Below are 13,262 nucleotides of genomic sequence, written 5' to 3'. Positions count from 1 at the left end.
TTTTTAACTTATATTATCATTTGCAATCAAATTTAGTTTCGAATGAAAGTTCATGCGAGGTAGTTATGGCTCTTACTTTTACCAGCGACACGTTGCCTGCCGATCACAAAGCGGCAATCCGTCAGATGAAGCGGGAACTGCGGGCGCAGCTTGGCGACGTCCAGCAGATCTTCAGTCAGCTTAGCAAGACCATCGCCACCCGCGTGGCGGAGATCAACGCGCTTAAAGCACAGAGTGACGCTGTCTGGCCGGTACTGTCATACGCCGATATTCAGGCGGGCACCGTCACCGCAGAGCAGCGCGAAATGATTAAACGTCGTGGGTGTGCGGTCATTAAAGGTCATTTCCCTCGTGAACGGGCGCTGGGTTGGGATAGCTCAATGCTCGATTATCTCGACCGCAACCGCTTTGACGAAGTCTACAAAGGGCCGGGAGACAACTTCTTTGGCACCCTGAGCGCATCACGTCCTGAAATCTACCCGATTTACTGGTCGCAGGCACAAATGCAGGCCCGCCAGAGTGAAGAGATGGCTAGCGTGCAGTCGTTTCTCAATCGTCTATGGACCTTTGAAAACGAAGGTAAACAGTGGTTTAACCCGGATGTTAGCGTCATCTATCCTGACCGTATTCGCCGCCGTCCGCCGGGAACCACCTCTAAAGGGCTGGGCGCACATACGGATTCCGGCGCGCTGGAGCGCTGGCTGCTCCCGGCGTATCAGCGCGTTTTTGCCTCAGTCTTTAACGGTAATGTAGCTGATTACGATCCGTGGCAGGCGGCGCATCGCACCGACGTCGAAGAGTATACGGTCGAGAACACTACCAAATGTTCCGTGTTCCGCACCTTCCAGGGCTGGACGGCACTTTCCGATATGCTGCCGGGCCAGGGGTTGCTGCATGTAGTCCCCATTCCTGAAGCGATGGCCTATGTGTTGTTACGTCCGCTGCTTGACGATGTTCCGGAAGATGAACTGTGCGGCGTCGCCCCCGGAAGAGTACTGCCGGTTTCAGCGCAATGGCATCCGCTGTTGATTGAAGCGTTAACCAGCATTCCGCAACTTGAGGCAGGGGATTCCGTGTGGTGGCATTGCGATGTGATCCACGCCGTTGCGCCGGTGGAGAATCAACAAGGCTGGGGTAACGTGATGTACATCCCCGCCGCACCAATGTGCGAAAAAAATCTCGCCTATGCGCACAAGGTAAAGGCCGCGCTGGAAAAAGGTGCCTCGCCGGGGGATTTCCCGCGTGAAGACTATGAAACAAACTGGGAAGGACGCTTTACGCTGGAGGATTTGAATATCCACGGTAAGCGCGCGCTGGGGATTATTTAATTTGTAACTTACACCATTTTTCCTAAGTATTTCGCGTTACAGGTGCAGCCAACACACCTGTAACACGAAAGACGACGGAAAAATTATTCGACGCCTTTACTACGCAGGTAATCTTCGTAGTTACCGGTGAAGTCGATCACGCGCTCCGGTGTAATCTCGATCACGCGGGTAGCCAGCGAGCTGACGAATTCGCGGTCGTGAGAAACGAAGATCAGCGTGCCCTGATACATTTCCAGCGCCATGTTCAGCGATTCGATCGATTCCATATCCAGGTGGTTGGTCGGTTCGTCCATCACCAGAATATTCGGTTTCTGCATCATCAGCTTACCGAACAGCATGCGTCCTTTTTCACCACCGGACAGCACTTTAGCAGGCTTTTTAATATCGTCCTGGCTGAACAGCAGACGCCCCAGGAAACTGCGAACAACCTGCTCGTCGTCGCCTTCTTGTTTCCACTGACTCATCCATTCGAAAACGGTCAAATCGTTTTCGAACTCATATTCGTGATCCTGCGCGTAGTAGCCGATTTGCGCATTCTCAGACCACTTAACGGTGCCATTATCCGGCGCCATGTCGCCGACCAGAGTTTTCAGCATGGTCGATTTACCCACGCCGTTCGCCCCGAGGATGGCAACCTTCTCGCCTACTTCCAGCAGCAGATTGAAGTTTTTAAACAGCGGGCCGTTATCAAAACCTTTGGTCAACGCTTCGACTTCCAGCGCGTTACGGAACAGTTTCTTATCCTGTTCGAAACGGATGAACGGGTTCTGACGGCTGGAGGCTTTCACTTCGTCGAGCTTGATTTTATCAATCTGACGCGCACGAGAAGTCGCCTGACGAGATTTCGAGGCGTTGGCACTAAAGCGGCTGACGAAGGATTGCAGATCGGCAATTTGCGCCTTTTTCTTGGCATTATCGGATAACAGACGTTCACGCGCCTGGGTTGCTGCCGTCATGTATTCATCATAGTTGCCCGGATAAACACGCAGCTCGCCGTAGTCCAGATCCGCCATGTGCGTACAGACCATGTTCAGGAAGTGACGGTCGTGCGAGATGATGATCATGGTGCTGTCACGCTCGTTCAGCGTCTGCTCCAGCCAACGAATGGTATCGATATCCAGGTTGTTGGTCGGTTCATCGAGCAGCAGGATGTCCGGATTAGAGAACAGCGCCTGCGCCAGCAGCACACGCAGCTTCCAGCCGGGTGCCACTTCGCTCATCGGGCCGTAATGTTGTTCTACCGGAATACCGACGCCCAGCAGCAGTTCACCGGCGCGAGATTCCGCCGAATAGCCGTCCATCTCGCCGTATTTCACTTCAAGATCGGCAACTTTGTAGCCGTCTTCTTCGCTCATTTCCGGCAGCGCGTAGATACGGTCACGTTCCTGCTTCACTTCCCACAGTTCAGCGTGACCCATAATAACGGTGTCCAGAACGGTGAACTCTTCAAAAGCGAACTGATCCTGACGCAGCTTACCGATGCGTTCGTTCGGATCGAGGGAAACGTTACCCAGCGTCGGTTCGAGATCGCCGCCGAGAATTTTCATAAAAGTGGATTTACCGCTACCGTTGGCGCCAATCAGGCCGTAACGGTTGCCGCCGCCAAATTTGACGGAAATATTTTCAAACAGCGGCTTACTGCCGAACTGCATGGTGACGTTGCTGGAAACTAACACTGGCGTATCCTGAAAGAAGAAATATGTGACGAACCGCTTATTATGCCATAAATCTGGAATAAGATCGCGCCTCTCGTGCGTGAGGGCTAAAGTGCAACCAAAAGGAAAAAAATGTGATTTAGTACACATCCGAATTCCTTGTTGCTTAGAATGCACATATAATGCGTGCCCAACACTACATAAATCTCAACCCACTAGCCTGCCAGGCTTCAGAATCTCGCAAAAATGAATATGAAATTGACAACGCTTTTCGCGGCGGCGCTCGCAGTAGTTGGTTTTTGTAATACTGCTTCAGCCGTCACGTACCCGCTGCCTACCGACGGTAGCCGTTTGATTGGCCAGAACCAGGTCATCACCATTCCGGAAGGCAACACCCAACCGCTGGAGTATTATGCGGCTGAATACCAGATGGGTCTGTCCAACATGCTGGAAGCCAACCCGGGCGTGGATACCTTCCTGCCGAAGGGCGGCACCGTGCTGAACATTCCTCAGCAGCTGATCCTGCCGGATACCGTGCATGAAGGTATTGTGATTAACAGCGCTGAAATGCGTCTGTACTACTACCCGAAAGGCACCAACACGGTTATCGTTTTACCGATTGGTATCGGCCAGTTAGGCAAAGATACGCCGATCAACTGGACCACCAAAGTTGAGCGTAAAAAAGCGGGCCCGACCTGGACGCCAACCGCCAAGATGCATGCAGAATACCGCGCAGCGGGTGAACCCCTGCCAGCCGTTGTTCCGGCAGGTCCGGATAACCCGATGGGTCTGTACGCACTGTATATCGGCCGCTTGTATGCCATCCACGGGACCAACGCCAACTTCGGCGTCGGCTTACGTGTCAGCCACGGCTGCGTGCGCCTGCGTAATGAAGACATCAAGTTCCTGTTCGAAAACGTTCCGGTCGGCACGCGCGTCCAGTTTATCGATGAACCGGTAAAAGCGACGACCGAGCCAGACGGCAGTCGCTATATTGAGGTGCATAACCCACTGTCTACTACCGAAGAACAGTTCGAAGGCGGGGAAATCGTACCGATTACGCTGACCAAGAGCATTAAGAGCATCACCGCTCAGCCGGATGTCGACCAGGCCGTCGTTGAGCAGGCAGTCCAGAACCGTTCTGGTATGCCGGTTCGTCTGAACTAAGCATCAAAAAATGCCGGATGGCGGCTGTCGCCTTATCCGGCCTACAGATTAAGTAGGCCCGATAAGCGCTAGCGCCATCGGGCATAATGCTCACATCATCTGCAGCAAACCATATCCCACCAGCGCCGCCCAGATCAGCATCGGCACCGAATACCAATGAAAACGCCACCAGATCCGTCGATCGTTTGCCATGCGTAAGGCAATAAGGTTCGCCAGCGATCCCGGTAACAGTCCAAAACCACCAATATTGACCGCCCAAGCCAGCAATACCGTTGGCGGGACGTAGTTCAGCAGCAAAATAGTGCTGGGCACATTACTGATAAATTGCGACAGGCCGATTGCCGTCAACCATAGACCGGGTTGCGAAAGCGTACCAACGTGGCCCGAAATGCCCCCGAGTACAGGTAACTGTGTCAACAGATGCACATCGATAAACATCGCCATAAACACCAGCAGCAGCGTCCAGTCCACACTTAAGATCACACGGCGAGCCAGCACCATAAAGCCCGCAGCGACAATCCCTAGCCCCCAAAGCTCAAGCTTGAGTTCCAGCGCCGTTAAAAAGACCAGATACAATGCCAGGCAACTCCACACCAGTCGGGGTTGCCAGTCAGGTGCAGACGTGCCGGTATGATAGTGCAACGTTTTACGCGGAAAACTAAACCAGCACAGCGCCACCAGCGTTAGCATCATCGCACCGGCGAGCGGCGCCATTTGCCAGGTAAACGCGGTAAATGACAGCCCGGATCGCCCCCACATCAGGATGTTCTGCGGATTACCGATCGGCGTCAGCAGCGATCCAGCGTTGACCGCCAGTGCCTCAAAAATAATCAGACGATTCACCGGGATCGCGCACAGTTTTTTCAGGGTGATGGTGAGCGGAACCACAATAAACAGGGCAACATCGTTGGTCAGAAACGTCGACAGTAACGCCGCCGCCAGCACCATAAATATCGCCAGCTGACGTTCTGTTTTAAAGCGGCGGGTCATCTTGCGGCCTAGCACATCAAAATAACCGCTTAGCTCCACACCTTTGGTCAGAAGCATCAGCCCTGCGAGCGTAATAATCGTGTGCCAGTCAATGGCCCCCGGCCAGTTCCGGGGCGCAAACGGCGCGAACAGACTCAGTACACACCCGGTAATAATGAGTAGCTGGAAAAAACGATCGCGCTGCAATGCGCGTAATAAAGGAAAACTCATTCAGAGTCGGTGCCTTGCTGTTGGGTAAACCGGCTAAACGCCTCCAGCGTTTCCTTGCTCACGTGGTGTTCCATCCCTTCCGCATCGCGGCGGGCGATTTCCGGGCTGATGCCTAACATTAGCAAGAAATTTTCGACGATCTGATGACGCTCGCGACTCTCCTGCGCCAACTTCTCGCCTTCTGCGGTTAAGAACACCCCGCGCCATGGGATCATTTCAATCAACCCCACAGAAGCAAGACGCTTGAGCATCTTAGCAACGGTGGGCTGGGAAACGCCAAGCCGGGCGGCCATATCCACCTGACGCGCTTCTCCCACCTCAATAATGAGATCGGAAATCAGCTCCACGTAATCATCGATCAGTTCACGTCGGTGTGCCTCCCTGACCTGACGAAACCCTTCAACATGTTCCTCAACATTCACCAATTGCGTCACTTTTTTTGTTGTTGGCATACCTGCGCGACGACTCATTCTGCTTCCTCGTTCCTGTGACGCGTTAACAGCATCTGATTAGAGAGCGGCCATTGTAAACCAGAGTTGCTTGGGCACAAAAATTTAACGTTTTAGCAATAGCTATATAATATAGCCTGTGCTATATCTGTATATAATAAAGACATCCCTCAAGGACTGATGGGAATGTGAAGTCAGGAGGTTCATATGAATGAATTCAAGAGGTGTATGCGCGTGTTTAGTCACTCTCCCTTTAAAGTACGGTTAATGCTGATCGCGATGCTGTGCGACATGATCAACGGCAAACCGGAGCAGGATAAACCTTCCGGAAAATAATGCGGCGTCGCGGTACGCCGCTTCTTTTTCCTGCCGTCTCCTCGATACGGTGGTCAGTTTGTCTCCCAATAACCCTTCTTTTTGTCCGTTTTGCCATCCCCTTCGCAAAACATTTTCTTTGTAGTAGTTGACCTTCTCCCGTACACACTCTATCTTTTCGCAGCCCTGCGTATATTGCGGCTCGCAGATGCGGACCTCATCCCTCTTCTCGCTCTCTCAGGCAGGCAATGACCCTTTGCGCCAGGGTAAGCACATGGCGTTTTTGCAACAGTGGCATATGAATTTAACCCTCAAAGATTCGCTTATTGCTCGTAGCCGGGTGCTAAGCCCGTGGACTGGCTTTTATTTCTTACAGTCTCTGCTGATCAACCTCGCACTGGGCTACCCGCTTAGCCTGCTTTATAGCGTCGCCTTTACCTGCATACTGCTGCTGTTGTGGCAATATGCACCGCGTACGCAAAAAACGCTGATCGGCATTTGTTCACTGATTGCAGCAATGTATTTTCCATTTGGTCAGGCTTACGGCTCGCCCAACTTCAATACCCTGCTGGCGCTGCACTCGACCAACATGGAAGAGTCCACCGAAATCCTGACCATCTTCCCCTGGTACAACTACCTGGTTGGCGTGTTTATCTTTGCCCTCGGCGTGCTCGCTGTACGGCGTAAAAAAGTCGCGACGCAACGCCGCTGGAACAAATTCGACAGTCTGTGTTTGCTGGTCAGCATCGTGGCGTTTTTTGTGACGCCGGTGCAAAACCTCGCCTGGGGCGGCGTCTTCAAATTAAAAGATACCGGCTATCCGGTGTTTCGCTTTGCCAAGGACGTTATCGTCAATAATTACGAGGTTCTTGATGAACAAGACCGCATGGCAAAGCTGGCGAGCGTTAAAGACACCTGGACTGTGACGGCGGTGAAACCTAAGTACCACACCTATGTCGTGGTGATTGGTGAAAGCGCCCGTCGTGATGCGCTAGGCGCATTCGGCGGCCACTGGGACAACACACCGTTTGCCAGCAGCGTTAACGGCTATATTTTTGCAGATTACATCGCGGCCAGCGGATCAACGCAGAAGTCACTTGGCTTAACGCTGAATCGGGTGGTCGATGATAAGCCGCAGTTCCAGGATAACTTTGTCACCCTCGCCAACCGAGCCGGATTCCAGACGTGGTGGTTCTCTAACCAGGGACAGATCGGTGAATACGATACGGCAATCGCCAGTATCGCCAAACGCGCTGACGAAGTTCATTTCCTGAAAAACGGTGACTTCGAAGCCGATAAGAACACCCGCGATGAAGCGCTGTTGAAGATGACTGCTCAGGTGTTAGAAACGGAGCGAACTCAACCCCAGCTCATCGTGCTGCACTTGATGGGTTCGCATCCGCAGGCCTGCGATCGTACCCAGGGAAAATACGAGACCTTCGTTCAGTCGAGAGAGACATCGTGTTATCTGTACACCATGAAGCAGACCGACGACCTGCTGCGCCAGCTCTACGATCAGCTGCGTAACAGCGGCGACAGCTTCTCGATGGTTTACTTCTCCGATCATGGGCTCGCCTTTAAAGAACGCGGTAAAGAAGTGCAGTATTTGGCACACGACGATCAGTTCCAGCAGAATTTCCAGGTGCCGTTTATGGTGATATCCAGCGACGATAAAGCACACCGAGTAATTAAAGCCCGTCGTTCCGCGAATGACTTCCTGAGCTTTTTCTCACAGTGGACCGGGATCAGCGCGAAAGAAATTACCAACCGCTACCGCTTTATCTCGGAGAAAAAAGCCGGACCGGTGTATATCACCAACTTTAAATTACAGAAGGTGGACTACAACCATCTTGGTACCGATATCTTCGAGACCAAATCACGCTAACCGTGCAAATCACAGACAAAAAAAATCCGCCCCTCGAGGCGGATTTTTCATATCACCGAAGTGATTAGAAGCGGTAACCCACGCCAGCAATCCAGGTGCCAACGTCAACGCTACGAATACGGCTCTGCTCGTAAGAGAAGTCCAGAGCAACGTTTTCGATCGGGTTGAACTGCAGGCCCGCACCGTAAGAGAAACCGTAGTCGCTGGTGCTGTGGTTGTCAGCAGGAGATGCTGCGTTCTGGAATTTACCGTAGCCAACACCAACAACGCCGTAGATGCTTGCCCAGTCGTTCAGACGGTAAGCAGGACCTGCAGTGATGCCGTAGTATTGGGTTTTGTTGTAGTCGCCAGAAGCATCGGTACGATCTTTTTCAGTGTAAGTGAAAGAACCGATTACGCCCAGCGGGTTGTTGTCCTGCTCGTAGCGATACTTCAGGTTAAAACCGTTCATTTTATTCGCAGCGCCCTGAGCATCGCTCTGAGCATAACCACCGGTCACGGTAGAAGTAGACGCAACAGCGGAACCTGCGGAGAAAGCCAGAACAGCGGCCAGTGCTGAAAGACATGCAATTTTTTTCATAACCACCTCAAATGTGCTTCAAGTAAATCTTAAGTTTTAAATATACCAAAAATTGATGGGAAACTCTTTGCGATTAGCGATGTCTAACGGGGGTTTTCATGTAACAGAACATTTCAAACACCCACTATCTCTTTCAATTTACATCACTTTTATAACGAATAATGCCATTATTGCGCGCACAATACGGCACATTCATCCGGAAAATTCCTAATCACGCAGATTATTAATCCATCACTTTCAGGCCATTGTACGGATCTGTGCAGTTTTTTTTTCAACGAATACTCAACCACCTGCGTGTATTTCCAGTACACTCGCTCTTTTACTTAAATTGACAGGAGAAAGGATGCTGGGGTCGTCACGTAAAACGCCAGTCTGGTTACCTATTTTGGTTCTGCTGATTGCAATGTCCTCTATACAAAGCGGAGCATCACTGGCGAAGTCGCTATTCCCTGTTGTCGGCGCACCAGGCGTTACCGCGCTACGTCTGGCACTGGGAACGCTAATCCTCATCGCATTCTTTAAACCCTGGCGGTTACGCTTTGCCAAAGAGCAGCGTCTTCCTCTGCTGTTTTATGGTCTGTCGCTGGGTGGGATGAACTATCTCTTCTACCTGTCGATTCAGACCGTCCCGCTCGGTATTGCCGTGGCGCTGGAGTTCACCGGACCGCTGGCAGTCGCGCTGTTCTCTTCCCGACGCCCAGTGGATTTCATTTGGGTCGCACTGGCCGTACTCGGGCTCTGGTTCCTGCTGCCGTTGGGTCAGGACGTGTCGCACGTTGACTTAACCGGTGCCGCGTTGGCGCTGGGCGCAGGTGCCTGCTGGGCAGTCTATATTCTTACCGGCCAGCGTGCTGGTGAAGAGCATGGCCCGGCAACCGTGGCGGTAGGGTCGCTGATTGCAGCGATCATTTTCGTGCCGCTGGGCGCTATTCAGGCCGGAGATGCGCTGTGGCACTGGTCGATTCTGCCATTGGGCTTAGCGGTCGCCATCCTCTCTACGGCGCTGCCCTATTCGCTGGAAATGATCGCCTTAACGCGCCTGCCTACGCGCACTTTTGGCACGCTGATGAGCATGGAGCCTGCGCTGGCGGCTGTTTCCGGCATGATCTTCCTCGGAGAAACGCTGACGATGGTACAAATGCTGGCGCTGGGAGCCATTATTGCCGCGTCAATGGGCTCTACGCTCACCATCCGTAAAGAGCCGCAAATTAAGCAACTTGACGTGAATTAACCTGCCGTTATTCTGCATGGTTTGCATAATCATGCAGAATAGCCTTTTGTTTATCTCAGTGATTATTATTCTTATACCGCCATTGTTTCTCAATTCCTATTTCCTACGAATATAAACATCCAGAAAAAATAGCTGACAACAGATTACAATTGCACTTATGCATATGATCCAATTGAATATTTATATTTCCCATCCTGTTCGCTATTAAAGTGATAGGTAAGGCCAGAAAATTAAAACTAATTTTAGGTCTATACTTACTCTCGTTGAATGACCTGGAACATAGATATCAAGAGGATATGAGATTATGAGTACCGCAAAACTGGTAAAAACAAAAGCATCCCCCCTTCTTTATACCCGTAACGATGTATCCGACAGTGATAAGAAAGCGACCGTGGAGCTGTTGAATCAGCAGGTGATCCAGTTCATCGACCTGTCACTCATCACCAAACAAGCGCACTGGAACATGCGCGGCGCTAATTTTATTGCCGTACATGAAATGCTGGATGGCTTTCGTACCGCGTTAACCGACCACCTCGACACCATGGCCGAGCGCGCCGTGCAGTTAGGTGGCGTAGCGCTGGGGACAACGCAGGTTATTAACAGCAAAACGTCGCTGAAAAGTTACCCGCTGGATATTCACAGCGTGCAGGATCACTTAAAAGAGCTGGCTGAACGCTATGCCGTGGTCGCTAACAGCGTGCGTAAAGCTATTAGTGAAGCCAAAGATGAAGATACCGCCGATATTTTCACCGCTGCGTCGCGCGATCTCGACAAATTCTTGTGGTTTATCGAAGCCAACATCGAATAACGGTCATGATAAGAAATTCCTATATAACCCTCGCCCCGGCGGGGGTTTTGCACTTTTTTAGTGCATAACATTGATCGATTATCACTGTAAAGTAAAATATTTGTAATAATCACCTCACACAATCGTTAACGAAAGATTGTTTTATCAACAATTTTTACGCTAAATAGTCATATCGTTTGTGCCGCCCCCTTCACGCACCAAATGAGTGCCCCGAAACGGTGCAGGCTGCCCGCTTTGCCCTACTTATTGTGCAGCAAAACGTAACACCTTCTTGTTAAAACAATAAGTTGCAAAATTGGCACGATTATTTCATTAAGACATATGTTCTCGCAGGGGATCGCCCCGTGGATATAAAAGGAAATCCTATGAAGTCTGTATTAAAAGTTTCACTGGCTGCACTTACCCTGGCTTTTGCGGTGTCTTCTCATGCCGCGGATAAGAAACTCGTTGTCGCAACTGACACCGCTTTTGTTCCGTTTGAATTCAAGCAGGGTGACAAATACGTCGGTTTTGATGTGGATCTGTGGGCTGCCGTGGCCAAAGAGCTGAAGCTGGATTATGAACTGAAACCGATGGATTTCAGCGGCATCATCCCTGCGCTGCAAACCAAAAATATCGATTTGGCGCTGGCAGGTATTACCATCACCGAAGAACGTAAAAAAGCGATCGACTTCTCTGACGGCTACTACAAAAGCGGCCTGTTAGTGATGGTTAAAGCTAACAATAACGACGTGAAAAGCGTGAAAGATCTGGATGGCAAAGTGGTTGCGGTTAAAGGCGGAACCGGTTCTGTCGATTACGCGAAAGCAAACATCAAAACCAAAGATCTGCGTCAGTTCCCGAACATCGATAACGCGTATATGGAACTGGGCACTAACCGCGCAGATGCCGTCCTGCACGACACACCAAACATTCTTTACTTCATCAAAACTGCGGGCAACGGCCAGTTCAAAGCCGTAGGCGATTCTCTGGAAGCCCAACAGTACGGTATTGCCTTCCCGAAAGGCAGCGACGAACTGCGTGAGAAAGTGAACGGCGCGCTGAAAACGCTGAAAGAGAACGGCACATACAACGAAATCTACAAAAAATGGTTCGGTACTGAACCTAAATAATAACTCGCGATGTTGCCCGGTAGCGCGAAGCTTACCGGGCCTACACCAGCAGATTTGAGACCTGTAGGCCGGATAAGCCTGGCGCATCCGGCAAAACAGGCATTTGAATATTTACACCACGGTAACAGGAACGACATATGCAGTTTGACTGGAGTGCCATTTGGCCCGCCATTCCGCTCTTGATTGAAGGCGCCAAAATGACCCTGTGGATTTCGGTCCTCGGTCTGGCTGGCGGCCTGGTCATCGGGCTGGCAGCAGGTTTTGCACGTACCTTCGGCGGTTGGATAGCCAACCACGTTGCGCTGGTATTTATCGAAGTCATCCGCGGCACCCCCATTGTTGTGCAGGTGATGTTTATTTACTTCGCCCTGCCGATGGCGTTTAACGACTTACGCATTGATCCTTTCAGCGCCGCCGTCGTCACCATCATGATTAACTCCGGTGCCTACATCGCGGAAATCACCCGTGGCGCAGTGCTCTCAATTCATAAAGGTTTCAGCGAAGCCGGGCTGGCGCTGGGTCTCTCACGCACAGAGACTATTCGTCACGTTATTTTACCGCTCGCGCTGCGTCGCATGCTGCCACCGCTGGGTAACCAGTGGATCATCAGCATTAAAGATACCTCACTGTTTATTGTCATTGGCGTCGCTGAACTGACCCGTCAGGGTCAGGAAATCATTGCCGGTAACTTCCGCGCACTGGAAATCTGGAGCGCCGTTGCGGTGTTCTATCTGATTATTACGCTGGTGCTGAGCTTCGTTCTGCGTCGTCTGGAAAGAAGGATGAAAATCCTGTGATTGAATTTAAAAACGTCTCTAAGCATTTTGGTCCTACCCAGGTGCTGCATAACATCGATCTGAATATTGGTCAGGGCGAAGTGGTGGTGATTATCGGGCCTTCCGGCTCCGGTAAGTCGACCCTGCTGCGCTGCATTAACAAGCTGGAAGAGATAACCTCCGGCGAACTGATTGTCGATGGTCTGAAGGTCAACGATCCGAAGGTCGACGAGCGGTTAATTCGCCAGGAAGCCGGGATGGTATTCCAGCAGTTCTATCTGTTCCCACACCTGACCGCGCTGGAAAATGTTATGTTTGGGCCGCTGCGCGTGCGCGGGGCGAAGAAAGATCAGGCTGAGAAACAGGCCAAAGAGTTACTGGCTAAAGTGGGCCTCGCCGAGCGTGCGCATCACTACCCTTCTGAGCTTTCAGGCGGCCAGCAACAGCGTGTGGCGATCGCCCGTGCGCTGGCGGTGAAGCCAAAAATGATGCTGTTTGATGAGCCGACCTCAGCCCTTGACCCGGAACTGCGTCACGAAGTGCTGAAAGTCATGCAGGATCTGGCGGAAGAAGGTATGACGATGGTGATTGTGACCCACGAAATCGGCTTTGCCGAAAAAGTGGCCTCACGCCTGATCTTCATTGATAAGGGCCGTATTGCCGAAGACGGTAATCCGCAAACCTTAATTGAAAATCCGCCCAGCCAGCGTCTGCAGGAATTTTTACAGCACGTTTCCTGATGCTGACACCTCCCTT

General features: G+C 51.5%; 13 protein-coding genes. 9 read left to right on the top strand and 4 right to left on the bottom strand.

The genetic code is table 11. From position 1 onward, the window contains the following. The first annotated feature begins 65 nt into the window (after positions 1–65). A complete protein-coding gene (locus tag QNN86_RS05415) occupies positions 66–1,328 on the top strand; it encodes a DUF1479 domain-containing protein (protein ID WP_414210732.1) in 1,263 nt (420 codons plus the stop codon). Between the two features lie 83 nt (positions 1,329–1,411). Here the strand turns inward: QNN86_RS05415 and QNN86_RS05410 are convergent, their stop codons facing one another. Further along, positions 1,412–3,004, bottom strand: a complete 1,593-nt coding sequence (locus tag QNN86_RS05410; protein WP_414210731.1) for an ABC-F family ATPase — start codon at positions 3,002–3,004, stop codon at positions 1,412–1,414. Positions 3,005–3,229: 225 nt separating this feature from the next. Here QNN86_RS05410 and ldtB point away from each other — a divergent pair, with 225 nt between their 5' ends. Further along, positions 3,230–4,150, top strand: a complete 921-nt coding sequence (gene ldtB / locus QNN86_RS05405; protein WP_181618980.1) for a L,D-transpeptidase — start codon at positions 3,230–3,232, stop codon at positions 4,148–4,150. Between the two features lie 90 nt (positions 4,151–4,240). On the opposite strand, the gene QNN86_RS05400 is transcribed toward ldtB, so the two are convergent. Together QNN86_RS05400 and mntR are read right to left on the bottom strand one after the other, a co-directional pair. Then, positions 4,241–5,350, bottom strand: coding sequence for an anion transporter (locus QNN86_RS05400; RefSeq protein ID WP_181517388.1), 1,110 nt, complete (start codon positions 5,348–5,350; stop codon positions 4,241–4,243). Beyond that, positions 5,347–5,820, bottom strand: coding sequence for a manganese-binding transcriptional regulator MntR (gene mntR, locus QNN86_RS05395; protein WP_096757747.1), 474 nt, complete (start codon positions 5,818–5,820; stop codon positions 5,347–5,349). The genes QNN86_RS05400 and mntR overlap by 4 nt, the downstream gene beginning before the upstream one ends. Before the next feature lie 186 nt (positions 5,821–6,006). Here mntR and mntS point away from each other — a divergent pair, with 186 nt between their 5' ends. Further along, entirely contained in the window at positions 6,007–6,135 is a 129-nt protein-coding gene (mntS, locus tag QNN86_RS05390) for a manganase accumulation protein MntS (protein ID WP_096757748.1), read from the top strand. A gap of 277 nt (positions 6,136–6,412) precedes the next feature. Continuing rightward, the gene (locus tag QNN86_RS05385; protein ID WP_115258987.1) at positions 6,413–7,999 is read left to right on the top strand and encodes a phosphoethanolamine transferase; all 1,587 of its coding nucleotides are present in this window, start codon (positions 6,413–6,415) and stop codon (positions 7,997–7,999) included. Between the two features lie 64 nt (positions 8,000–8,063). On the opposite strand, the gene ompX is transcribed toward QNN86_RS05385, so the two are convergent. Beyond that, positions 8,064–8,579, bottom strand: a complete 516-nt coding sequence (ompX, locus tag QNN86_RS05380; RefSeq protein ID WP_096757749.1) for an outer membrane protein OmpX — start codon at positions 8,577–8,579, stop codon at positions 8,064–8,066. Between the two features lie 343 nt (positions 8,580–8,922). Between ompX and rhtA the strand changes: the two genes are divergently transcribed. The 5 genes from rhtA (at position 8,923) to glnQ (ending at position 13,246) form a co-directional block, all read left to right on the top strand. Beyond that, positions 8,923–9,810: a threonine/homoserine exporter RhtA gene (gene rhtA, locus QNN86_RS05375; protein WP_135912349.1), complete on the top strand. Its 888-nt coding sequence runs from the start codon at positions 8,923–8,925 to the stop codon at positions 9,808–9,810. Positions 9,811–10,114: 304 nt separating this feature from the next. Further along, entirely contained in the window at positions 10,115–10,618 is a 504-nt protein-coding gene (gene dps, locus QNN86_RS05370; RefSeq protein WP_096757751.1) for a DNA starvation/stationary phase protection protein Dps, read from the top strand. 365 nt (positions 10,619–10,983) lie between these two features. Beyond that, entirely contained in the window at positions 10,984–11,730 is a 747-nt protein-coding gene (gene glnH / locus QNN86_RS05365; protein WP_096757752.1) for a glutamine ABC transporter substrate-binding protein GlnH, read from the top strand. Positions 11,731–11,867: 137 nt separating this feature from the next. Further along, complete coding sequence (glnP, locus tag QNN86_RS05360) at positions 11,868–12,527, top strand: glutamine ABC transporter permease GlnP (protein ID WP_096757753.1); 660 nt, start codon at positions 11,868–11,870, stop codon at positions 12,525–12,527. After that, the gene (glnQ, locus tag QNN86_RS05355) at positions 12,524–13,246 is read left to right on the top strand and encodes a glutamine ABC transporter ATP-binding protein GlnQ (RefSeq protein WP_115258988.1); all 723 of its coding nucleotides are present in this window, start codon (positions 12,524–12,526) and stop codon (positions 13,244–13,246) included. Before glnP ends, glnQ begins: the two co-directional genes overlap by 4 nt. Positions 13,247–13,262: the final 16 nt, after the last annotated feature.

The sequence above is a fragment of the Citrobacter sp. C348 genome (assembly GCF_047467975.1).
GTDB lineage: Bacteria > Pseudomonadota > Gammaproteobacteria > Enterobacterales > Enterobacteriaceae > Citrobacter > Citrobacter gillenii.
The sequence above is the reverse complement of the archived record's forward strand: the minus strand, read 5'-3'. Positions and strand labels throughout refer to the sequence as shown.